The organism is Ruegeria sp. AG7 (assembly GCF_056541545.1).
On sequence record NZ_JBQFYP010000003.1, the window covers coordinates 267,953 to 289,242 of the forward strand.

24 protein-coding genes and 1 tRNA gene are annotated in these 21,290 nt (G+C 58.1%); 15 read left to right on the top strand and 10 right to left on the bottom strand.

Annotation, left to right across the window (positions count from 1 at the left end; translation table 11 throughout):
- Window positions 1-31: 31 nt before the first annotated feature.
- Both ACR0BF_RS06195 and ACR0BF_RS06200 read right to left on the bottom strand, forming a co-directional pair.
- Complete coding sequence (locus ACR0BF_RS06195; RefSeq protein ID WP_480473237.1) at window positions 32-772, bottom strand: GNAT family N-acetyltransferase; 741 nt, start codon at window positions 770-772, stop codon at window positions 32-34.
- Window positions 773-872: 100 nt separating this feature from the next.
- Window positions 873-1,346, bottom strand: coding sequence for an outer membrane protein assembly factor BamE (locus tag ACR0BF_RS06200; RefSeq protein WP_480493020.1), 474 nt, complete (start codon window positions 1,344-1,346; stop codon window positions 873-875).
- 85 nt (window positions 1,347-1,431) lie between these two features.
- Here ACR0BF_RS06200 and ACR0BF_RS06205 point away from each other — a divergent pair, with 85 nt between their 5' ends.
- The 8 genes from ACR0BF_RS06205 (at window position 1,432) to ACR0BF_RS06240 (ending at window position 6,789) form a co-directional block, all read left to right on the top strand.
- Complete coding sequence (locus tag ACR0BF_RS06205) at window positions 1,432-1,968, top strand: YceD family protein (protein WP_480473241.1); 537 nt, start codon at window positions 1,432-1,434, stop codon at window positions 1,966-1,968.
- A 205-nt stretch (window positions 1,969-2,173) separates the two neighbouring features.
- The gene (gene rpmF / locus ACR0BF_RS06210; protein WP_008756996.1) at window positions 2,174-2,380 is read left to right on the top strand and encodes a 50S ribosomal protein L32; all 207 of its coding nucleotides are present in this window, start codon (window positions 2,174-2,176) and stop codon (window positions 2,378-2,380) included.
- Window positions 2,381-2,404: 24 nt separating this feature from the next.
- Entirely contained in the window at window positions 2,405-3,493 is a 1,089-nt protein-coding gene (gene plsX / locus ACR0BF_RS06215; RefSeq protein ID WP_480621924.1) for a phosphate acyltransferase PlsX, read from the top strand.
- Between the two features lie 22 nt (window positions 3,494-3,515).
- A complete protein-coding gene (locus ACR0BF_RS06220; protein ID WP_480473245.1) occupies window positions 3,516-4,487 on the top strand; it encodes a beta-ketoacyl-ACP synthase III in 972 nt (323 codons plus the stop codon).
- A gap of 96 nt (window positions 4,488-4,583) precedes the next feature.
- Window positions 4,584-4,886 (top strand): integration host factor subunit alpha, encoded by a 303-nt coding sequence (gene ihfA, locus ACR0BF_RS06225; RefSeq protein WP_209503673.1) that lies wholly within the window; start codon window positions 4,584-4,586, stop codon window positions 4,884-4,886.
- 18 nt (window positions 4,887-4,904) lie between these two features.
- Window positions 4,905-5,510 carry a MerR family transcriptional regulator gene (locus ACR0BF_RS06230; protein ID WP_480624491.1) on the top strand — a complete coding sequence of 202 codons (606 nt, stop codon included), beginning with the start codon at window positions 4,905-4,907 and terminating at the stop codon, window positions 5,508-5,510.
- A 61-nt stretch (window positions 5,511-5,571) separates the two neighbouring features.
- Window positions 5,572-5,648: transfer RNA gene (locus ACR0BF_RS06235), tRNA-Pro, on the top strand.
- 61 nt (window positions 5,649-5,709) lie between these two features.
- Window positions 5,710-6,789, top strand: coding sequence for a 2'-deoxycytidine 5'-triphosphate deaminase (locus ACR0BF_RS06240; protein ID WP_480624492.1), 1,080 nt, complete (start codon window positions 5,710-5,712; stop codon window positions 6,787-6,789).
- A 93-nt stretch (window positions 6,790-6,882) separates the two neighbouring features.
- On the opposite strand, the gene scpB is transcribed toward ACR0BF_RS06240, so the two are convergent.
- The 6 genes from scpB to ACR0BF_RS06270 form a co-directional block, all read right to left on the bottom strand.
- Window positions 6,883-7,530, bottom strand: a complete 648-nt coding sequence (gene scpB, locus ACR0BF_RS06245) for an SMC-Scp complex subunit ScpB (RefSeq protein ID WP_480624493.1) — start codon at window positions 7,528-7,530, stop codon at window positions 6,883-6,885.
- Window positions 7,523-8,317: a segregation and condensation protein A gene (locus ACR0BF_RS06250; protein WP_480517368.1), complete on the bottom strand. Its 795-nt coding sequence runs from the start codon at window positions 8,315-8,317 to the stop codon at window positions 7,523-7,525. The genes scpB and ACR0BF_RS06250 overlap by 8 nt, the downstream gene beginning before the upstream one ends.
- Complete coding sequence (gene nagZ, locus ACR0BF_RS06255; protein ID WP_480624494.1) at window positions 8,307-9,314, bottom strand: beta-N-acetylhexosaminidase; 1,008 nt, start codon at window positions 9,312-9,314, stop codon at window positions 8,307-8,309. The genes ACR0BF_RS06250 and nagZ overlap by 11 nt, the downstream gene beginning before the upstream one ends.
- Window positions 9,311-10,375: an SPOR domain-containing protein gene (locus ACR0BF_RS06260; protein ID WP_480624495.1), complete on the bottom strand. Its 1,065-nt coding sequence runs from the start codon at window positions 10,373-10,375 to the stop codon at window positions 9,311-9,313. The genes nagZ and ACR0BF_RS06260 overlap by 4 nt, the downstream gene beginning before the upstream one ends.
- Before the next feature lie 88 nt (window positions 10,376-10,463).
- Window positions 10,464-12,209, bottom strand: a complete 1,746-nt coding sequence (argS, locus tag ACR0BF_RS06265; protein ID WP_480603330.1) for an arginine--tRNA ligase — start codon at window positions 12,207-12,209, stop codon at window positions 10,464-10,466.
- Between the two features lie 252 nt (window positions 12,210-12,461).
- Window positions 12,462-13,601, bottom strand: a complete 1,140-nt coding sequence (locus tag ACR0BF_RS06270) for a deoxyguanosinetriphosphate triphosphohydrolase (RefSeq protein ID WP_480473259.1) — start codon at window positions 13,599-13,601, stop codon at window positions 12,462-12,464.
- A 76-nt stretch (window positions 13,602-13,677) separates the two neighbouring features.
- Here ACR0BF_RS06270 and ACR0BF_RS06275 point away from each other — a divergent pair, with 76 nt between their 5' ends.
- Complete coding sequence (locus ACR0BF_RS06275; protein ID WP_267363969.1) at window positions 13,678-14,001, top strand: HesB/IscA family protein; 324 nt, start codon at window positions 13,678-13,680, stop codon at window positions 13,999-14,001.
- Window positions 14,002-14,281: 280 nt separating this feature from the next.
- Window positions 14,282-15,061 (top strand): exodeoxyribonuclease III, encoded by a 780-nt coding sequence (gene xth / locus ACR0BF_RS06280; RefSeq protein ID WP_480493014.1) that lies wholly within the window; start codon window positions 14,282-14,284, stop codon window positions 15,059-15,061.
- Between the two features lie 4 nt (window positions 15,062-15,065).
- Here xth and ACR0BF_RS06285 read toward each other — a convergent pair whose 3' ends face one another.
- Window positions 15,066-16,214, bottom strand: a complete 1,149-nt coding sequence (locus tag ACR0BF_RS06285; RefSeq protein ID WP_480603324.1) for an FAD-dependent monooxygenase — start codon at window positions 16,212-16,214, stop codon at window positions 15,066-15,068.
- 71 nt (window positions 16,215-16,285) lie between these two features.
- Window positions 16,286-16,708, bottom strand: coding sequence for an RNA polymerase-binding protein DksA (gene dksA, locus ACR0BF_RS06290; protein ID WP_209504868.1), 423 nt, complete (start codon window positions 16,706-16,708; stop codon window positions 16,286-16,288).
- Window positions 16,709-17,089: 381 nt separating this feature from the next.
- Between dksA and ACR0BF_RS06295 the strand changes: the two genes are divergently transcribed.
- The 5 genes from ACR0BF_RS06295 to ACR0BF_RS06315 all read left to right on the top strand — a co-directional run bounded on the left by ACR0BF_RS06295 (window position 17,090) and on the right by ACR0BF_RS06315 (window position 21,225).
- The gene (locus ACR0BF_RS06295) at window positions 17,090-17,935 is read left to right on the top strand and encodes an AAA family ATPase (RefSeq protein ID WP_480473265.1); all 846 of its coding nucleotides are present in this window, start codon (window positions 17,090-17,092) and stop codon (window positions 17,933-17,935) included.
- A 109-nt stretch (window positions 17,936-18,044) separates the two neighbouring features.
- Window positions 18,045-18,494, top strand: a complete 450-nt coding sequence (locus tag ACR0BF_RS06300) for an N-acetyltransferase family protein (RefSeq protein ID WP_480473267.1) — start codon at window positions 18,045-18,047, stop codon at window positions 18,492-18,494.
- A complete protein-coding gene (locus ACR0BF_RS06305; RefSeq protein ID WP_480624496.1) occupies window positions 18,491-19,858 on the top strand; it encodes a DUF2927 domain-containing protein in 1,368 nt (455 codons plus the stop codon). Before ACR0BF_RS06300 ends, ACR0BF_RS06305 begins: the two co-directional genes overlap by 4 nt.
- Window positions 19,859-19,865: 7 nt before the next feature.
- The gene (locus tag ACR0BF_RS06310) at window positions 19,866-20,036 is read left to right on the top strand and encodes a hypothetical protein (protein ID WP_209503658.1); all 171 of its coding nucleotides are present in this window, start codon (window positions 19,866-19,868) and stop codon (window positions 20,034-20,036) included.
- A gap of 4 nt (window positions 20,037-20,040) precedes the next feature.
- Window positions 20,041-21,225: a vWA domain-containing protein gene (locus tag ACR0BF_RS06315; protein ID WP_480517381.1), complete on the top strand. Its 1,185-nt coding sequence runs from the start codon at window positions 20,041-20,043 to the stop codon at window positions 21,223-21,225.
- The last annotated feature ends 65 nt before the right edge of the window (window positions 21,226-21,290 follow it).

The window sequence follows — 21,290 nt, forward strand, 5'->3', positions numbered from 1 at the left end:
CCCCGTCTTCACCTTTTCAAAAATACTCAATCTACCCGGCCACCGCCCGCAACAGACGTTTGCGCGCCGGGGGGATCGCACCGATTTCCACCCCTGTGAAAACGTGCAGCGTGTTCATGTCGCGATCCACCACCGCATGATCGCTGACCCAACCGCCCATCATCAGATAGGTCCGCAACAAAGGCGGCATCCGCAGCATTGCCTTTTTAGAATCCGGTCTGCGCCGCAAACGCGCGGCAAAACGAAACACATCCGGAGCCTTCACGCGCGGCAACCAACGTTTCGGGCCCAGATGGCGATGTTTTAGCATCGCAAACGCATCCAGATACTGCTCTGTTTCGGTACCGGCAAAAGAGGAACATCCAAACAGCATCTCGACGTTGTTCCGATCAACGTAGGCCGTCATTGCACCCCAGGCGACACGCAGGATGTCGGGGTCGCTGTGATCAGGATGGATACAGAATCGTCCCATTTCGACCATCCGACCTTTGAAGCCTTCGAGCGAGGTCAGGTCATAGAACTGCGCCGAATAACTTCGCCCGATCTCGCCGCCACTATCCATGGTCAGCATCCGAAAGCAACAGACCAGCCGTTCTGCCGAGCGCATATCCTCGACCAGGATATGGCTACAGCGTGCATCAAACTCGTCGCAGTCCGGTTGCTCTGTGCCAAAAGCCAAGGTCCGCAATGCCTGAGCTGTTCTGATATCCTCGGGCGACTGCGCCAGTCTGGCGCGATAGCGCCCCTTGCTTAACAAAACTGCCGTTGCCACGGTCGCGCCCTCCACGGTTGCCGACCCTCAGGCGTCGGTACGACACCATTAGCACAAGACATGTGACTGCCCTGTGACCACCGCAAGGTTTAGGCGCAAATTAGTTGGCGCCCGGAATGTTCGCCGGGTTGAAGTTGCCGATATTGCCTAGCAGCTGACGCAGGAAGCCTTTGTCCTGAACGTTGGAATCGGTAACGCGGCGCTCCAGAGCAATCACATTCCCGTCTTCAAGACCAAAGCGTTCGATGTTTCTGACGACACCGCGCTGATCAAAACTGATGGCAACCAGTTCGCGGGATACCACCTCGGGCCGTTTCGGACCGTAGTGACGCACGCGAGAGCGGACATAGTAATAGCCCGAATCCCGAACCACGCCGGATGCGCCCGGCGCGCCGATAGCCTCTTGCACACTGTCCCGCGTGTCTACGCCTACTTTGATTTCCGCCAGTTCTTCGGCCGGTGGCACATAGCCGTGATTCTTGAAGATAGCCGTACAAGCCCCGGTCGCAGCCAGACAGGCAACAAACACAAGCGATTTCGCAGCTGGTTTCAACCGGTTCACTACCTTCAACATCTGCACCCTCTTGCCTTGGCCTTCTTCGGCTTCTATCCGATTACATAAACCGCTGCTACGGTTCAACACATAGAAAGGCTCACGAATGAGCAAGACGACATCATTTCGGGTGTCTGACCTGCCGCAGAACGCCCCGACACCGTTCGATCTGCGCCCCGCAACCACCGCGCTCGAGCAGATCAGGCAGGACCTTGGGCTGCTGGGGCTGCGCAAACTCAGCTTTTCGGGAGAACTGAGGGCGCAGGGCAAACGGGACTGGGTTCTAAACGGGAAACTCGGTGCAACTGTCATCCAACCTTGCGTAGTGACGCTAGAACCGGTGACGACAAGGATCGACATACCAGTGCACCGGACTTTTCTTGCGGATTGGGCAGACCCAGATGATCCAGAGTTCGAAATCCAGGAAGATGACGAATCTGAACCTTTGGGGCCTGAAATTGATCCGGCCCTTGTCATGGTCGAGGCCCTGTCTCTGGCTCTGCCACAATATCCGCGTAAAGACGGCGCGGAACTGGGCCAAGCTGCCTACACAGAACCGGGCAAACAGGCGATGACGGATGACGATGCCAAACCCTTTGCACGATTGGCAGGACTGCGCGATGTGCTAAAAAAAGACGAGTGACAGGTGCCAGATTTCCTGTCATAGCAGGCGGTCAGAAAAATCGCTTGAACATGCCGAGAATCGCAGTATTTTCGCGCGCTCATCGGATTTTGGGTTGGACATTGCGGGGCCCGTCGCCTAAACGCGCGTCAAACCACGATAAACGAACTACGAAACCCGGGTCGGCAGCGAATCTGCGGCCCCCAGTCAGACAAAGGTTGAGACCATGGCCGTCCAACAGAACAAAGTTTCCAAGTCGCGTCGCAACAACCGCCGCGCACACGACGCTCTGGTTGCTGCAAACCCGAACGAATGCCCGAACTGCGGCGAGCTGAAACGCCCGCACCACGTTTGTGCCTCTTGCGGCCACTATGACGATCGCGAAGTCGTCGCACAGGCCGACGAAATCGATCTGGACGAAGACGCAGCCTAAGCCTGATTGAGCGCAGGCCAAGGCATGAACGATCAGCCCACGCACGCCGGACGGATCACCATCTCGGTTGACGCAATGGGAGGGGACGCAGGTCCCGCTGTCGTCGTTGCAGGTCTGGCAAAATCGGCTGGCAAGAACCCGAATATCGGGTTCCTGCTGCACGGGCCCGAACAGGTATTGCGCAAGCTGGTTGCCAAACGACGTGTCCTTGAAGGGCGCGTCGTTTTTCGTGATTGCCCCGACGTTGTCACGATGGAAGACAAGCCCAGCCAGGTCGTGCGCAACGGCAAGCAGACCTCGATGTGGTCCGCGCTGGAAGCGGTTCGTCAGGGTGAAGCCCATGGCGCGGTGTCCTGCGGGAACACCGGTGCCCTTATGGCCCTTTCGATGATGCGTCTGCGCAAATTGCCGGGCGTGAACCGCCCCGCAATCGCGATCCTGTGGCCTTCGCGCAACCCGCAGGGGTTCAATGTAATGCTGGACGTGGGCGCCGATGTGCGCGCCGACGCCAAGGATTTGCTGCAATTCGCCCTGATGGGCGCGTCTTATGCGCGCAACGGCATGGCCCTGAACCGCCCCCGGATCGGGTTGCTGAACGTTGGCACCGAAGAGCATAAGGGCCGGGCCGAACTGAAAGAAGCGCATGCCATGATTTCGGAATACTCCGAACAGGCGAATTTCGAGTTTGTTGGCTTTGTCGAAGGCAGCGACATTCCCGGCGACAAGGCAGATGTCATTGTTACAGATGGGTTTACGGGCAATGTTGCGATCAAAACGGGCGAAGGCACAGCCAGGCTGATCGGAGATCTTCTGCGTGAGGCGTTCAAATACTCTCCGTTGTCGCGATTGGCTTCGGTCCTGGCCATTACGTCACTACAGCGCCTGAAAAAGCGCATTGATCCGCGGCGTGTGAATGGTGGCGTGTTTCTGGGTCTGAACGGGACTGTTATTAAATCCCATGGCGGGGCAGATGCGACCGGAGTGTCGGCAGCGATCAAACTGGCCTTTACTCTGGCACGGTCCGGCTTTGCCGAAAAATTAGCTGCGCGGGTTGCATCCACGGCCCAGCTTGCACAAGATGCCGCGCAAGCTGCGCCGCAGACCGATAAATAACAAAAAAGGCAGTACCCCAAAAATGGCAGGCCGTTCAGTTGTAGTAGGTGTCGGGCATTATTTGCCGGAACGTATTGTTCCAAATTCCGAGTTTGAGAAAACGCTGGACACAACGGATGAGTGGATCAGAACCCGGTCGGGGATCGAACGCCGCCATTTTGCTGCCGATGACGAAACGACGTCGGACCTGGCCACCAAAGCTGCCGAGGCTGCCCTGGCCGATGCGGGCCTGACATCGGATGATATTGACGCGATCGTCGTGGCGACCTCGACCGCGGACCTGACCTTTCCTTCTGCCGCGACCATGGTTCAGGCCCGGCTGGGTATGACCAAGGGGTTTGCTTTCGACGTACAGGCCGTCTGCGCGGGATTCGTTTTCGCTCTCAGCAACGCAAATGCGTTGATCTTGTCCGGTCAGGCCAAACGCGTGCTGGTCATTGGTGCCGAAACCTTTTCCCGGATTATGGACTGGACCGACCGCTCGACCTGTGTTCTGTTCGGGGATGGTGCCGGCGCTTTGGTACTCGAGGCGCAGGATGGCGAAGGCACCGCTGCGGATCGCGGCATACTCGCAACCGATCTGAACTCGGACGGGCGCTACAAGGACCTGCTTTATGTCGATGGGGGTGTTTCGACCCAATCCACCGGGCATCTGCGTATGCAGGGCAATCAAGTTTTCCGACATGCCGTTGAAAAGCTTACCAAAACGGCTGAAACAGCCCTGAGCCGCGCGGGGCTGAGCAGTGCTGACGTCGACTGGATTGTTCCTCATCAGGCCAATATTCGCATCATTCAGGGCACGGCCAAAAAGATGGGCCTGCCGATGGAAAACGTGGTTGTGACCGTTCAGGATCACGGCAACACCTCGGCTGCATCCATCCCATTGGCACTGTCGGTTGGTAAACAACGCGGGCAGATCAAACCCGGCGACTTGATCGTGACCGAAGCAATTGGCGGCGGTCTGGCCTGGGGCGCGGTGGTTCTGCGCTGGTAACCGGCGCAATCCAGCTTACACAGCTGCTTGCAATTCATTGATATTGACAGCGAATTTGCCATACCCATATGCTTTGACAGCAACAGGGGAAATGACATGGGCGACAATACACTGACTCGAATGGATCTGAGCGAGGCCGTCTTTCGCGAAGTTGGGCTTTCGCGCAACGAAAGTGCGCAGCTGGTCGAAAGCGTTCTGAACCACATGTCCGACGCTCTGGTGCGTGGCGAGCAGGTGAAAATCTCGTCCTTCGGTACGTTCAGTGTTCGCGACAAGACCGCGCGAGTCGGACGCAACCCCAAAACCGGCGAAGAGGTTCCGATACAGCCCCGCCGCGTACTGACCTTTCGCCCGTCGCATCTTATGAAAGATCGCGTCGCCGTCGGGAATCGCAAGTAACCCCAGGGTCACGCGGATATGAGCAAATCCCGCGACGCGTTTCGCACGATCAGTGAAGTAGCGGATTGGCTTGGTGTTCAGGCCCATGTTTTGCGTTTCTGGGAAAGCCGCTTCACTCAGGTCAAACCGGTCAAACGCGCGGGCGGGCGTCGGTATTACCGCCCCAATGACATGCGTCTTCTGGGCGGCATCAAGAAACTGCTTCACGAGGACGGGATCACAATCAAAGGTGTGCAGCGCATCCTGCGCGAGCAAGGCGTCGCACATGTCGCAGCACTGTCTCCGCCTCTAAACGAACCGGGCCCTGCCCTGATTGAACCCGTTCAGGGCAAAGTGGTGCCCATCGAACCGAAACCCGCTGCCGCCACCGAACAAATCCTTATGGATCTGGACGAACCGGCCGAGCAGCCGGTGAACGAAGGCGTGCAGGCTGACGCACTTCCCGCGTCTGTGTCAGAACAAGAGCCAGAGCCAGACCTGAACACTGCGCCCCTGATGGGTGGGATCGCGTCGCTGGCGTGGAAGCGCGCCGAGTTTGACGACGAACTACTGCGCCGGATTGCACCAATTGCAAAAGACCTGCGCCGCTGGCTGGATCGTGTTGAAACACAGGCGACGGGTTAGGAAAAAAGGCAGTGTTTTCCTCTTGCCCCTGCCGGGAAAATCTTTATGAACGGCCCAACGTCGGGCTATGGCGCAGCCTGGTAGCGCGTCCGTCTGGGGGACGGAAGGTCGCAGGTTCGAGTCCTGCTAGCCCGACCAAATCACACCGACGTTTATGGCACAAAGGCCAGATCCCGCTCTGGCACATGAGGGGATCGAGATGACAGGTGTTTGCGCGAACCAGCAAATCGAAGCAATGATCGCGCGCGGAGAGATTGCCGCCAACCCCGATGTCCTGCCAGCGCAAATTCAGCCAGCCAGCCTTGATTTGCGTTTGGGAACAGTGGCCTACCGGGTGCGCGCCTCGTTCCTCGCGGGCGAAGGACGGACCGTTACGGATCGGTTGGCCGAGTTCGAAATGCACCGCATCGACATCTCGGACGGCGCTGTTCTGGAAAAGGGCTGCGTCTATCTGGTGCCCCTGATTGAATCACTTGCCCTACCCAGTGGCGTAACCGCCGTCGCCAATGCCAAAAGCTCGACCGGGCGGCTTGACCTTCTGACCCGTACCATCACCGATGGTGGCACAGAATTCGATCGCGTTCCTGCGGGCTATAAGGGCCCGCTGTATGCCGAGATCTGTCCACGTTCGTTTTCGGTTCTGGTCCGGCCCGGTATGCGTCTGAACCAGATTCGTTTCCGTCAGGGTCAGGCTGTCTTGTCTGACGCCGAACTGACCGCCCTGCACGCCGAATCGCCGTTGGTAGACGGCCCTGCTGTGATTCAGGACGGTCTTGGCTTTTCGGTCGATCTGCAACTGCCCGATACCGATCTGGTCGGTTATCGCGCCAAGCCCCATACCGGGGTAATCGATCTGGACCGAATTGGCGAATACGACCCCCAGGACTATTGGGAGGAAGTGCGCACCAAGGACGGCCGCATCATACTTGACCCCGGCGCATTCTATATCCTTGTCAGCCGCGAGGCGGTCCACATCCCGCCGATGTATGCCGCCGAAATGGCACCTTATCTGGCCATGGTTGGTGAATTCCGGGTGCATTATGCCGGATTCTTCGATCCCGGCTTTGGCCATGCAGCCGCCGGGGGGGCCGGGTCGCGAGGCGTGCTTGAGGTGCGATGCCACGAAGCGCCTTTCGTGCTGGAGCACGGACAGGTGGTCGGGCGCCTTGTCTATGAGAAAATGGCTGAAATGCCCACGCAGCTATATGGTGCCGGGATTGCATCGAACTATCAGGGCCAAGGCCTGAAGCTGTCCAAGCACTTCAAAGCGGCCGGCTAGTCCTCAGAATTTCTTGCAACGGTGCACGTGCCGGATAACCCGCGTTGCCTGTCGCAGGTTCGGCGCCTGACCCGTAGTGACCTGTCCGGGTAATTATTCCTCAAACAGTTCCGACTGGTCCTCGTCCACTTCGTCCTCGCTCCCCTCGCCCAGAGGGATAGCCCCCGGTGGAGGCCGGTTTTCCAACAAACCCGCAGCCCTCAATTCTTTGAGACCCGGCAGGTCGCGGGCGTTCTCCAGACCAAAATGATCCAGAAATTCGGACGTCACCACAAATGTCACCGGACGACCCGGTGTCATGCGACGACGGCCCAGCCTGATCCACTCCATCTCTAGCAATTGATCAATCGTCCCGCGAGAGACTGACACGCCGCGAATTTCCTCAATCTCGGCGCGGGTGCAGGGTTGGTGATAGGCAACGATGGCCAATGTCTCGATCGCGGCTCGGCTGAGTTTACGAGTTTCAACCGTTTCCTTTTGCATCAGAAAGCCCAGATCAGGGGCCGTACGGATCGCCCATGCCTCTCCAACGCGCACCACACGCACGCCGCGCCCTTCGTAACGTCTCTGAAGCAACTCAACGGCTTGTGCGGCGTCGCTTCCATGCGGCATCCGCGCCTCAAGGTCGGCAATCGTCACCGGATCGGCGCTGGCAAACAAAACGGCCTCGACCATACGCTCCTGTTCCGCCAATGGTGGCGCCTCGAACAGGGTGCCGGTTTCTTCTGGGGCGTCAGTCACGTGTCTGGGTCCTCTTGCGCAAATGGATCGGCGCGAATGTCTCGCTCTGCTTGATCTCCATATGTCCTTCTTTCACCAGTTCCAGCGAGGCCGCAAAGGTCGCAGCCGTCGCCGACCTGCGGCGTACCGGGTCAGTATCCCAACCATCGGGCAGATAGGTTTCCATATCGGTCCACGTCCCCGCAAAACCGATCAGCGGGCGCATCCGCTCCAGTGCCTGCTCCATCGTGAACACCGAGTCGCGGTCCATCACAAAGGGGCGGAACTCGTCACGGGTGCGAATACGGGCATATCCCTGCATCAGATCCAGCAGCGTGGCGGAATAGGTTACGGTGCGGATGCGGGTTACGTCCTCGCCCTGCCCGCGCTTGAAAAAATCACGACCCAGTTGGTCGCGGGCCATCAGCCGCGCAGCGACGTCGCGCATTGCCTGCAGGCGTTCAAGTTGAAACGCCAGATGCGCGGCCAGTTCTTCACCCGATGGCCCATCGTCATCCGGATCTGGCGGAAGCAACAGACGGGACTTGAGAAAGGCGAGCCACGCCGCCATGACCAGATAATCGGCGGCCAGTTCAATGCGCAGCGCACGCGCCTTTTCAACAAAGGCCAGATATTGCTGCGCCAGCGCAAGAACCGAGATCTTGCGCAGGTCCACTTTTTGCGTGCGTGATAGGGTTAGCAGAACGTCCAACGGGCCTTCGAACCCGTCGACATCAACAATCAGCGCTTCGGCCGCAAGACGATCCGCGACCGAGACAGGGTCTTCGCTAAAAAGATTATCGTTCATATACCTGCCCGCCCATTAGGGCAGATAGTTCCGCTTCGGCGGCTTGGATGTCAAGTTCCCGCGGGCGTTTGCGCATCGCCAGCGCCCGTTCTGCGCGGGCTTGTGCCACATCCGACATTTCTCCGGCAGTTTCCATTACAGCGGCACGTTCAGAAAAACTGCCATTGCAATGCAGGACTACATCGCAGCCCGCCTGCAAAGATTGGCGGGTGAGGTCCGTCAACGACCCGCTGAGCGCCTTCATCGAGATATCGTCGGTCATAATCAGCCCGCCAAAGCCGATATTGTCTCGGATCAGACCCATCATGGCCGCGGAAATGGTGGCCGGCCGGGGATCTATCTGATCAAAGACCAGATGCGCGGTCATCCCCATCGGCAGGTTGTTCAAGGCACGGAACGGCGCGAAATCGCTGTATTCCAACTCTTCCAGCGGCAAATCAACGTGCGGCAGGTCATGGTGACTGTCCAGAGTTGCACGGCCATGGCCGGGAATGTGCTTGAGTACCGGAAGAACGCCCCCGTCCAATAGGCCCTGCGCCACGGCCCTGCCGATCCTGGAAATCTGCTCAGGATCAAAGGCATAACAGCGGTTTTTCAGAAACGCGTGGGTCTTGGGCCGCGCCACATCGACCATAGGGGCACAATTGCTGTCGATGCCCAGACCAAACAGCTCATCCGCAATCAGGCGGTACCTGAGGTACATGACGCGTTCCGCTTGATCACCCGCTCTGGTCACATGATCCAGCGGGGGCAGCCATTCGCGGGCCAAGGGTGCGCGCAAACGCTGTACGCGCCCACCTTCCTGATCAATGGTAATGGGGCAGTTGCGCCCAACAGCCTCTCGGAAATCATCACACAAGGCGCGCACCTGATCGGCGCTTTCAATATTGCGGGCGAACAAGATGAACCCAAACGGGTTCATATGGCGAAACAGGTCTCTTTCCTCCTGCGTCAGGCGCAGTCCTTCAGCATCTGTGATCGCTGCTCCGAACTTCACCTCACGGCCACCGGGATACAGTCAGCGCCTTGCGCGACCAGAGCGGCGCAGAACTGGCGCGAGTCGCTCAGATCTTCAAACCCCAGAACACGCAGGCGGTAGAAGGTCCGCCCACCGCTTGAGGTTTTCTGAATAACGCGCTGTTTTCCCGACAAATACTCACCAAACTGACCATTCAAACGGTCCCACTCGGCCTGTGCCACTTGCGTGCTGTCATAAGCCCCAAGCTGCGCCAGCCGGGTCCCCTTGGCCAGTGTATCCGGATCAACATCCACCCCAACCGCAGCTTTCACTGCTGCATTAATGGCGTCTTCGGAATTCTCGCTGGGTGCGACCTGACTGCGGGTCGACCGTGCCGGACGCGTCACAGGGCGCAACGATCGGCGCACACCCGGCAACTCGGCGAAACTTGGGTCTGGCAAGGCCGCAGCAAAGTCTGCCGGGTCAATGGCGGGTTCTTCGTCGAGGGCGGTCAGCGATGCCAGTTGCACACCGTCTTCGAATTCTTGCCGCGTTTCTGTTGCCGCACCCGCCAATTCCGCAACCAGCGCATCTACTGCGTTCTGGCGCAGGCGCGCGGCTTCCTGCGTGGTGATCGGTTCTTCGACCACATGCAGCGCAGGGGTCGGCTTCAGTTCTCCGGCGGGCAGGTCTTCTTCCGTAAGGGACACCGGGCGCGGCGCAAGGATCAACCGGTCAGCCGGTGCCGCGGCACTGCCTTCGGCGGCGACGGCATTCACGGCAAAGCCCTGATGATCGGCGGGTGTTCCACCCGGATTTTCCGGTTGCACACGCATCGGCCCTTCGGCGGCGCGGACAACCGGCACGCCACTGACATCGCGCATGATCAGTTGATAGCCCCAGACCCCGACACCGGCGACCAGCGCCAAGGATGCAACGGCCCCCAGGATATTCACCGCCCTGCCCAGACCAAACGAGCCTCGCGGCGCGTCATCTTCCTGCGTGTCTTCGGGAAAATCATACACATCTTCAGAATGCGCTTGATTCGGGTAATGAATCTGCCCGGGGCTTTGATGCCCCGAGTAATCGTAACTCGCCATGTCCGCCTCACTGCCCGTTTCACGCCTGAAAATAAGGCCCGCGGGTCATTTCTTGCCTACCTCGTACCGGCGGTTCGGGCGATATTTGTTACCGCATCTCCTGCGCCGGAGTAACGCCAAGAATACCCAAGCCCGCTGAAATCACAACAGAAACGGCCCGGGCCAAAGCGATTTTTGACTGGCTTGTGGCAACATCGCCATCCTGGATGAAACGCAATTGCGTCTCGTCATTACCCTTGTTCCACAACGCATGAAAGTCGCCTGCAAGTTCATAAAGGTAAAAGGCGACCCGGTGCGGTTCATTGGTCCGCGCCGCAATCTCGACCAGCCGCGGCCATTCTGCCAGCTTCTTGGCAACAACCAGTTCCGAGGCATGATCGTTTTTGCTCAGGTCAGCGCATGCAAGGGTCGCATCATCAACCGCAATTCCAGCCTCGGCCGCGCGGCGCAGCACGCTCATGACACGGGCATGAGCGTATTGAACGTAGAATACAGGGTTCTCGCGACTTTGTTCCAGCACTTTGTCAAAATCGAAATCTAACGGCGCGTCGTTCTTGCGGGTCAGCATAACAAACCGCGTCACGTCCGGGCCCACCTGATCGACCACATCGCGCAGAGTGACAAAGTTCCCTGCACGCTTGGACATCTTGAACGGCTCGCCATTCTTCCACAGCTTCACCAGCTGCGTCAGCTTGATATCTAGCGGCACCTCACCGTCGGACAGTGCCGAAACAGCCGCCTTCATCCGCTTGACATAGCCGCCATGGTCCGCGCCAAACACGTCGATCAGCGCGTCAAAACCACGGGACACTTTGTCATAGTGATAGGCAATATCCGGGGCAAAATAGGTCCAGCTGCCATCTGATTTCTTGACAGGGCGATCCACATCATCGCCATGTTCGGTCGATTTGAACAGCGTCTGTTCGCGTGGCTCCCAATCTTCGGGCTTTTTGCCCTTCGGCGGCTCGAGCACGCCTTCGTAAATCAGGCCCTTGTCAGTCAGCGATTGCAATGCGGCCTCGATCCGACCGGTGCCATAGAGCGATTTTTCCGAGAAGAACACATCCATCTCAACGCCCAGCGCTTTTAAGTCAGCACGGATCAGATCCATCATCGCGTCGGTCGAGAACTCACGTACCTCTTCCAGCCAGTCACTTTCCGGCTTGTCGATCAGGCTGTCGCCGTATTTCTCTTTCAACGCTTCCCCAATTGGGATCAGGTAGTCGCCGGGATAAAGACCTTCGGCAATCTCCGGGCTCAGACCATTGGCCTCGCGATAGCGTTCGTAAGCCGAGCGCGCCAGCACATCCACCTGCGCGCCGCCGTCGTTGATGTAATACTCACGGGTCACGTCATGGCCGGAATAGGCCAGCAGGCTTGCCAGAGCGTCACCGAAAACCGCGCCCCGTGTATGACCCACGTGCAGCGGACCGGTTGGGTTGGCCGAAACATATTCAACGTTGACCTTTTGCCCATGGCCCATAGTCGAGCGGCCATAATCGGTGCCCTTCTCCAGCACAGCCGCCAGCACGCCTTGCCAGACCGACGGTGCCAGCCGCAAATTGAGAAAGCCCGGACCTGCCACATCGGCGCTGGTGATCCGGTCATCTGCCGCCAGCTTCCCCGCCAATACCTCGGCAATGTCACGCGGTTTCATCCTGGCCGGTTTTGCCAGCACCATCGCCGCGTTTGTCGCCATGTCGCCATGCGCTGCATCGCGCGGCGGTTCGACCGCCACGTTGTCAAAACTCAGCCCCTCGGGCAACGCGCCTTCGGACTGCATCTGCGCCAGCGCGTCCAGTACAAGGCCGCGGATCTCGGAAAACAGGTTCATTTCGGATGTCCTTTTGCTTGCCCGGCGGTTTACCACGCATCACGGCAAGGTCAATGGACGCCTAATGTTTGGACTTGGTTTGCGCCCAATGTCTGCCAATCTCGCCCGGATATCCACTGTCAGAGATTTCAAATACCCTGCGGGCTGTCTGTCGTACGGCTTCTGATCATCGCTTCCCGCCTGCGCAAGGCACCAATCAACCCACAAAAAAGGTCGCAAACATGGACCATTACCCGTGTCATTGCGGCCCAGTCAGCCAGTCAGCCGCGCGTGATCCTGCAAGGCAAAACGGTCGGTCATACCTGCGATGTAGTCCGATACGATCCGGGCCAAAGCTGTCTCATCCGCCGCAGCTTCAATATCCTCGTGCCAACGTGCGGGCATCTGTTTCGGGTCGTTCAGGTAGATCGGGAACAGGTCTTCGACAACCGTTGCAACCTTGGCCCGTACCTTCATGACGCTGGGTGCGCGATACATCCGGGTGAACAGGAACGCCCTGATTTGTTTCAGATCCGCCCAAGTCCCGGTCGAGAATTGGATGACAGGATGCCCAAGATGGCGAATCTCTTCGACCGATTGCGCGCCCGAGGCTACAATCAAGTCTCGTGACGTTGTGATGACATCTGCCACCATGACCCCAAATACCCGCCGCAGTGCTTCATGACGTCGTCGATACGGATCAAGACCGGGGTATTTAGCATCCACATCCGCGTAGCATCCCCCCACGATCGGAAGGTGACGCAGATCATCATCTTCAAACAACCCCGCGCGCAACCCATCCAGAAGGTCGTGATTGTTGTAAGCAATGTCATCAGACAAAGCCGCCACCTGCGCCTCGGCACTTGCATGGGTATGAAGTTCAAGATCAAAGCCCTGGTTGCATTCAGCCAGCGCCCACGGCAGATCGCCAACAACCGGACCGTTATGCTTGGCGATACCCTCCAGACATTCCCAGGTCAGGTTGCATCCGTCAAACCCGGCATAATGCCGCTCCAGCTTCGTTACGATCCGAATGGCCTGGGCATTGTGATCAAACCCCCCGTAAGGCACCATCAGCGCGTGGAGGGCGTCTTCACCCGTATGACCAAAGGGTGTATGACCCAGGTCGTGCGCTAGGGCTACAGCCTCGGTGAGTTCAGGATTCAGGCCCAACGCCCCTGAAATGGTTCGCGCGACCTGAGCAACTTCGATGGAATGGGTCAGCCGTGTTCGATAACTGTCGCCTTCATGCTCGACAAAGACTTGCGTCTTGTGTTTGAGCCGCCGAAACGCACTGGCGTGAATGATCCGGTCGCGATCACGCTGAAAGCATGACCGGAAGCTGCTTTCTTCCTCTGGCACCAGCCGCCCCCTTGCACGGTCTGGGTCCGAAGCAAATCCCGCTCTGTCCAAAGGCCTTGTCCTTGTCGCCTGTCTTTTTGTTTCATATATTGTAGGACGCTTGGGAAATAAACCTTTGGAGACCGGCATGAATCTGCCCCCATCAGTCACCGAACGCGCCTTTGACCGCCTCGCCGAGATCGGCGCCGCGGAACAGGGGCAAGCCCTGCGTGTCGCAGTGGAGGGTGGTGGATGTTCCGGTTTTCAATATGAAATCGCTCTGGACACGCCAAACACCGATGACCTCATCCTTGAAGGCAAGGGGCAGAAAGTCATCGTCGACCCGGTCTCTCTGCCCTTTCTTGAAAACGCGGTGATTGATTTCACTCAGGAGCTTATTGGTGCAAGGTTTGTGATCGACAACCCCAACGCCACCTCTTCCTGTGGCTGCGGCACGTCGTTTTCGATGTAACCGGCGGGGGCTTTGCCCCCACACCCCCAGGATATTTTCAGCCAGATGAAGAAGGGATCCGCTCTCTGACCAAAACGACCAGAGAGCTTCACCTGGCGCGGTCATCGGCGTCCCCGCCTGTACCGCCCCTTCTAGTATCGAAAAAATGGTTAAGGGTTCGTTTCTTCATCTGGCTAAAAATATCCCGGAGCGCGAGGCAGAGCCTCGCTAATCCGATCTCCGACTTGCCGCTGGGCCCGTTCTGAGCGATAGGTTGCCACAAGGTTTCGGAGGATCGCGAATGAAAATCGCCACGTTCAACATCAATGGCATCAAGGCACGAACCGAGGCGCTGCCCCGCTGGCTGGACGACGCCCAACCCGACGTTGTTCTTCTTCAGGAAATCAAATCCGTCGACGAGAACTTCCCCCGCGAGATGTTTGAAGATCGCGGGTACAACGTGGAAACACATGGGCAAAAAAGCTTTAATGGTGTCGCGATCCTGTCGAAGCTTCCGCTGGAGGATGTATCTCGCGGCCTTCCCGGCGATGACAATGATGAACAGGCGCGCTGGATCGAGGCCACCGTCGTAGGCAAAAAGGCCCTGCGGCTCTGTGGGCTGTATCTGCCCAACGGGAATCCGGCACCCGGACGGAAATACGATTACAAGCTGGCCTGGATGGAACGGCTTTACGACCGCGCCCAGGCCCTGATGAAGTCAGAGGAGCCTGCCCTGATGGCCGGAGACTATAACATCATCCCACAGGCCGAGGATGCCAAACGCCCCGATGCCTGGCGGGAAGACGCGTTGTTCCGCCCGGAAAGCCGGGCCGCCTTTCGAAAGATCCTGAACCTTGGCTTTACCGAGGCCTTTCGCGCCACAACGCAGGGCCCCGATCACTATTCTTTCTGGGATTATCAGGCTGGCGCGTGGAACCGGAATGACGGAATTCGAATTGATCATTTCCTGCTGACGCCACAAGCGGCCGACCTCATGCGGGATTGCCAGATTGATGCGGCTGTTCGGGGGCACGAAAAGCCATCCGATCACGTTCCCGTCTGGATTGACTTGGATCTTTGAGGCCCTAGGCAGCCGTGACGTCGTGACTGTAGATCCATTCATAGCGTTGTGACAACCGGGCACCGACGACCCTCAGCACACATTGCGCAGCCATACGGGCTGGACCGCGCAGATGAAAGTTCCGCGCATTTGACCCGGCCGCCGCGACAACGCGCTGCGCCCTTGGTTTCCGGGTTGTTTCATAGGTTGCCAGTGCGCTGGTGATACCCGATCGTTCGTCAAACGCGCGCGCCAGAACCCAAGCGTCCTCGAGCGCCAGACACGCCCCTTGCGCCATGAACGGCAATGTCGGATGGGCCGCGTCCCCTACCAGAACCAATCGGCCATTCTGCCAGTTTTGCGCGACAGGCCGCAGAAACAATGCCCACAGATGCACATCCGTGACTTTCGACAGAATGTCGCACACGGGGCCACCGAAATCTGCAAAGCGCTTGCGCAACTCTTCAGGGTCGCCCGTCTGACGCCATCCTTCTTCCCGCCAATCCGAACGCTCTTCAACCGCGACAATGTTCATCATGCTTTCGTCACGCAACGGATAGGTTACCACATGCCGCCCAGGCCCCATCGTCAGGGATGCGGAAACCGGGTCATGACCGGGCTGCCAGGGGATGGCGGCGCGCCACGCCACCTGATGCGTGAACTCCGGCATCTCTGCCCCGTTCAGAGCCGGGCGGAGCATGCTGCGGCCGCCATCGGCCGCAATGGCGCACTCGGCGCGAATTCGCTCGCCTGACGCCAAGATCACCTCGGCCTCGTTGGGATGCTTTTGCACATGCGAAACTCTGGCACCCAAGCGGATATTCACGCCTGCGTCACAAGCCGCATCATGAAGAAGGTTCAGAAGGTCGGCACGGTGGTAGTAATAAGTCGGACCAGCTGCAGGGCCCGGCAGGTGACTGACCACGCGCCCTTTTCGGTAATCGCGCAAGACAGTTCCATGGGACTTCTGCCCGACAGAAAGACCTGTGACGCCAAGTGCATGAAGAACGCGCATCCCGTTCTCGCTGATCTGCAAACCAGCGCCGACTTCGGTCAGGGCCGGGGCTTGCTCCAGAAGCGTGACATGCGCCCCACGGTGTTGCAGTGCCAGAGCCGAGGCCAGGCCGCCGATTCCACCGCCAATGACACAGAATTTCAATCCATCTATCTTCATGGCATCCGCATAACGCAAAAACGCCGGAGCCACAGGCCCCGGCGTTTGGATTTCTTACACATACCCGGCGATTAATCGTCGCGGTGGACCTTTTCGCGACGCTCATGGCGCTCTTGTGCCTCAAGTGTCATGGTTGCAATCGGTCGTGCGTCCAGACGCTTTAACGAGATCGGATCGCCCGTCATTTCGCAATACCCGTATTCGCCATCATCAATCCGGCGCAGGGCCGAGTCGATCTTTGCGACCAGCTTTCGCTGACGATCACGGGTCCGCAGTTCCAGCGCACGGTCAGTTTCTTCGCTGGCGCGGTCCGCGACGTCCGGAATGTTACGGGTGTTGTCTTGCAGCCCTTCGATGGTGTCGCGGCTACCAGCCAGTAACTCTGTCTTCCAATCCAGCAGCTTGCGGCGAAAATACTCAAGCTGACGATCATTCATGAAAGGCTCATCTTCGGCCGGACGGTAATCTTCCGGCAGAAAAACTTCCTGCTTCATATTTGCTCCCTCGGTATGGCCAGTAACGTCGTTCGAGGCTGTTTCAGCTGACATTTGGCTCTCCCTTCTGCGCAGCGTTTAGCCGACGGGCGGTGGAATGTCACTACACAAACGTTGCGCAACAGTGCACCCCCGCGGATTTGTCTAACTATGAGACAAACATCAACAAAACCTTGTATTTCTATGAAATTTGACAGGCTTTTTTGGGGCGAGAGTTACAACGTCCGGGAATGGTCTACATCGGAATCAAGCAAAAGGGTTTGGAGTTGCAGCACAATTCCCGCCGGGCGACGCAGGGACGCGGGTTGTAAAAAACCTTGCCGCTCTGTAACCCGGAAACCACAACCTGCCCGTCCAACGCAATATACGCACGAGAGGCCCATGACCGCACGTTTCCAAGGTACAGCCGAATATGTCGCCACCGACGATCTGACCATTGCCGTGAACGCCGCTGTCACGCTTGAGCGCCCCCTGTTGGTGAAGGGCGAACCCGGTACCGGCAAGACCGAGTTGGCCAGACAGGTGGCCGGTGCGCTGGGGCTGAAAATGATCGAGTGGAATGTGAAATCCACCACCCGCGCGCAGCAGGGTCTTTACGAATATGATGCCGTCAGCCGCCTGCGTGACAGCCAACTAGGCGAAGAGCGTGTCCATGATGTGTCGAACTATATCCGCAAGGGCAAGCTGTGGCAGGCCTTCGACGCCGACGAAAAGGTTGTTCTGCTGATCGATGAAATCGACAAGGCGGATATCGAGTTCCCCAATGACCTGTTGCAGGAGCTCGATAAGATGGAGTTCCACGTCTACGAAACGGGCGAGACGATCCGGGCCAAGCACCGCCCTATCGTCATCATAACCTCGAACAACGAAAAAGAGCTGCCAGACGCTTTCCTGCGCCGCTGTTTTTTCCACTATATACGCTTTCCGGATGAGGCGACGATGCGCCGGATCGTTGATGTGCATCATCCCGGCATCAAGGACGCACTTCTGACCGCCGCGCTGACGCAATTCTATGAGATCCGAGAGACGCAAGGGCTCAAGAAAAAGCCCTCGACCTCGGAGGTGCTGGACTGGCTGAAGCTGTTGCTGGCCGAAGACCTGACGGCCGAAGACCTCAGGCGTGACGGGGCCAGCGCGCTGCCGAAGCTGCATGGCGCTTTGCTGAAAAATGAACAGGATGTGCATCTGTTCGAACGTCTTGCTTTCATGGCACGTGGCAAACGCTAGCCTGCGTGTGAACAATCAGTGATCACGGCTTGCCATTGCGTATCCCGGGTGTCAGCATCGAAATACCTGACGCAACCGCGTTTCAAAGCAGCAGTATTGGGGTCATCACTTGGCGAACGCTCTGACAATCCGGACCCTGCGGGCCGAGGACAAAGATCAGTGGGCCGAAATGTGGCGGGATTATCTGGCGTTTTATGAAACTACCCTGCCTGAAAACGTGTATGAAACGACCTTTTCCAGATTGTTGGGCGACGACCCACAGGATTTTTCCTGTTTTGTTGCGGAACAGGATGGCGTTTTGGTCGGGCTGACGCATTACCTGTTTCATCGCCACGCTTGGAAAGTGGAAAAGGTCTGTTACCTGCAAGACCTGTTCGCCCGACCTGAAACCCGAGGAACGGGCGTCGGTCGCGCCTTGATTCAGGCGGTTTATGAAGAGGCGGATCGCCAGGGCGCCCCATCCGTTTACTGGCTGACGCAAGAGTTCAACCACACGGCACGCCACCTTTATGATCGCATCGGCACCCTGACACCGTTCATCAAGTACGCCCGCCCATGATGCGTTTGGGCGCCCTTTTTCTGGCGCTGGTTATCGCTGGCTGCACGTCTGTCGAGACAATCGAACTCGGGAACGATGTATCATATGTCGAAGTGGCGTTGCCACCAGCCAAGTCTTTTGCGGCACCACGTCCCTCGCCACCAGCGCGATCCAACAAAAACATCGCGTCGGATTTCCTGTCCCTGCATTTCGAACTGGAAAGCGGGGCCGCCCTGCCCGTTTTCACCCGGTTCGAAACGCCGATCACCGTTCGCCTGACCGGATCGCCGACACAAAGTATGCAGCAGGATTTGACCCGCCTGCTGAACCGCCTGAAGCGCGAGGCGGGTATCAACATCCGACAAATCAACGACGGTCAGGCCAATATCACGATCGAAGCGGTCAGCCAGAAGGACATTCTGCAAATTCTGCCAAACGCGGCCTGTTTCGTGGTGCCAAACGCGTCCAGCCTGGCTGAGTATCAGCGCGACCGCCGCAAGACCAAAAGCAGTTGGGTTGAGCTGCGCCAGCGCGAACGATTGGGGATATTCATCCCCTACGATGTCAGCCCGCAGGAAATGCGCGATTGTCTGCACGAAGAACTGGCGCAAGCCCTTGGTCCGCTGAACGACCTCTATCACCTGCCGGATTCCGTGTTCAACGACGACAATATTCATACGGTTTTGACCGGGTTCGACATGTTGATCCTACGCGCGGCCTATGCGCCCGAACTGCACACCGGTATGACACGGGATCAGGTCGCCGCCGTCATCCCCGATGTTCTCAGCCGCCTGAATCCACGCGGTGACCGATTAGCCGCGCAACGGCCAACGAATACCCCCCGAGAGTGGATCAACGCGATCCAGAAATCACTGGGACCAGGGCCGGGTTCCCCCCGGCAGATACGCGCCGCGCAAAAGGCAGCCCGCATCGGGCAGCAATTGGGATGGACGGATCACCGCCGCGCCTATCCCCACTACCTGATGGGTCGGATGGAGCAGTTTCGTGACCCGGCGGAAGCCCAGCGGCAGTTCAAGATCGCGCAACAGTTTCTTCGCGCAACGCCCGGAACCGAGGTTCATCAGGCTTATGTCTCAACGCAAACCGCAGCCTTTGCGCTTGCGCAGGATCGCGGGCCAGAGGTCCTGCCCGAACTGGATCAGGCCATCGACGTGATGACCCGCGCGGAAAACGCTTCGCTTCTGGCAACCTTGCTGCTGTTGAAATCCGAGGCCTTAAAACAGGCCGGTCAATTACAAAAGGCACGTGCCGTCAGACTGGACAGCCTTGGGTGGGCGCGATACGGGTTCGGTTCTGATTTGGTGGCTCAGTCTTTGGTTCAAAACAGTGGCCGACGCCCCGCTGACAGCACGAAAGACGGATGAAACGCATATGTTGCTAGTACTGGGAATGGCGATACTGGGTGCAATCCTGGGTGCTTTGACCGCAAAAAAACGCAATGGAAACGGCGCTGACATGGCACAGTATGCCGCCGGATATGGGATCGCTTTTGCGCTTGTGGGGCTGGTGATCTCGCTGGTTCTGCTTCGCATGGTGGCATGACGCAATGTTCCTGCCCTTTTTCAAAAACCTCCGCAAAGCGGGCATCCCGGTATCACTCCGGGAGTATCTGACTTTTCTGGAAGGCATGAAAAAGGGTCTGGTCACCTATGATGTCGAAGCGTTTTATTACCTTGCCCGGGTGTCGATGGTGAAGGACGAGCGCAATATCGACAAATTCGACCGTGCCTTTGCCGCCAGCTTTGAGGGCTTGGGCGAGATCAGTTTCGATCAGGTGTTGGAAGCTGTCGATATCCCTGCCGATTGGCTCGCCAAGATGGCCGAGAAACACCTGTCGGAGGAGGAAAAAGCCGAGATCGAAGCGCTTGGCGGGTTCGACAAGCTGATGGAAACACTGCGCGAACGGCTCAAGGAACAACAGGGCCGTCATCAGGGCGGCAACAAGTGGATCGGCACCGCAGGAACCTCTCCGTTCGGGGCCTATGGGTACAACCCCGAAGGCGTCCGTATCGGTCAGAAAGAAAGCCGTCACCAGCGTGCGGTCAAGGTCTGGGACAAACGGGAATTCAGGAACCTCGACGATACGGTTGAACTGGGCACCCGCAACATCAAGGTCGCCCTGAAACGCCTGCGCCGCTGGGCGCGGGAGGGAGCAGCCGAAGAGCTGGATCTGGACGGCACCATCCGCGCCACGGCCGAGCATGGCTATCTGGATGTCAAAACCCGGCCCGAGCGCCACAACGCCGTCAAAGTACTGTTGTTTCTGGATGTCGGCGGCTCGATGGACCCGCATATCAAGGTGGTTGAAGAGCTGTTTTCCGCTGCAAGAACCGAGTTCAAGCATCTGGAATATTACTACTTTCACAATTGCCTGTATGAAGGGGTCTGGCGGGACAACCGCCGCCGCTGGAACCAACAGACCCCGACCCACGAAGTGCTGCGCACCTATGGGTCCGACTACAAGTGCATCTTTGTCGGCGACGCTTCGATGAGCCCCTATGAGATCGCCTATCCCGGCGGTGCCAATGAACATTGGAATCAGGAAGCTGGTCAGGTCTGGCTGCAACGCGCGCGCGAACAGTGGGCGTCAAACCTGTGGATCAACCCGGTGCCCGAGAAATACTGGGAATATACCCATTCCATCAGCATGATCCGCGACATCTTTGAAGATCGCATGGTGCCCATGACACTGGCTGGTCTTGAAAAGGGAATGCGCGAGCTGACGCGGTAGAGGCTGATGGCTGTTTGAGTCCAAAGCCGCCTGCCACAGGAGCCACCTTCTGTGTTATGTTGCCG

Excerpts from the sequence above, each read along its gene's own strand:
- ACR0BF_RS06200 (WP_480493020.1), bottom strand. The coding sequence starts at position 1,346 with ATGTTGAAGGTAGTGAACCGGTTGAAACCAGCTGCGAAATCGCTTGTG.
- ACR0BF_RS06205 (WP_480473241.1), top strand. The coding sequence starts at position 1,432 with ATGAGCAAGACGACATCATTTCGGGTGTCTGACCTGCCGCAGAACGCC.
- rpmF (WP_008756996.1), top strand. The coding sequence starts at position 2,174 with ATGGCCGTCCAACAGAACAAAGTTTCCAAGTCGCGTCGCAACAACCGC.
- plsX (WP_480621924.1), top strand. The coding sequence starts at position 2,405 with ATGAACGATCAGCCCACGCACGCCGGACGGATCACCATCTCGGTTGAC.
- ACR0BF_RS06220 (WP_480473245.1), top strand. The coding sequence starts at position 3,516 with ATGGCAGGCCGTTCAGTTGTAGTAGGTGTCGGGCATTATTTGCCGGAA.
- ihfA (WP_209503673.1), top strand. The coding sequence starts at position 4,584 with ATGGGCGACAATACACTGACTCGAATGGATCTGAGCGAGGCCGTCTTT.
- ACR0BF_RS06230 (WP_480624491.1), top strand. The coding sequence starts at position 4,905 with ATGAGCAAATCCCGCGACGCGTTTCGCACGATCAGTGAAGTAGCGGAT.
- ACR0BF_RS06240 (WP_480624492.1), top strand. The coding sequence starts at position 5,710 with ATGACAGGTGTTTGCGCGAACCAGCAAATCGAAGCAATGATCGCGCGC.
- ACR0BF_RS06250 (WP_480517368.1), bottom strand. The coding sequence starts at position 8,317 with ATGAACGATAATCTTTTTAGCGAAGACCCTGTCTCGGTCGCGGATCGT.
- ACR0BF_RS06260 (WP_480624495.1), bottom strand. The coding sequence starts at position 10,375 with ATGGCGAGTTACGATTACTCGGGGCATCAAAGCCCCGGGCAGATTCAT.
- argS (WP_480603330.1), bottom strand. The coding sequence starts at position 12,209 with ATGAACCTGTTTTCCGAGATCCGCGGCCTTGTACTGGACGCGCTGGCG.
- ACR0BF_RS06275 (WP_267363969.1), top strand. The coding sequence starts at position 13,678 with ATGAATCTGCCCCCATCAGTCACCGAACGCGCCTTTGACCGCCTCGCC.
- xth (WP_480493014.1), top strand. The coding sequence starts at position 14,282 with ATGAAAATCGCCACGTTCAACATCAATGGCATCAAGGCACGAACCGAG.
- ACR0BF_RS06285 (WP_480603324.1), bottom strand. The coding sequence starts at position 16,214 with ATGAAGATAGATGGATTGAAATTCTGTGTCATTGGCGGTGGAATCGGC.
- dksA (WP_209504868.1), bottom strand. The coding sequence starts at position 16,708 with ATGAAGCAGGAAGTTTTTCTGCCGGAAGATTACCGTCCGGCCGAAGAT.
- ACR0BF_RS06295 (WP_480473265.1), top strand. The coding sequence starts at position 17,090 with ATGACCGCACGTTTCCAAGGTACAGCCGAATATGTCGCCACCGACGAT.
- ACR0BF_RS06305 (WP_480624496.1), top strand. The coding sequence starts at position 18,491 with ATGATGCGTTTGGGCGCCCTTTTTCTGGCGCTGGTTATCGCTGGCTGC.
- ACR0BF_RS06310 (WP_209503658.1), top strand. The coding sequence starts at position 19,866 with ATGTTGCTAGTACTGGGAATGGCGATACTGGGTGCAATCCTGGGTGCT.
- ACR0BF_RS06315 (WP_480517381.1), top strand. The coding sequence starts at position 20,041 with ATGTTCCTGCCCTTTTTCAAAAACCTCCGCAAAGCGGGCATCCCGGTA.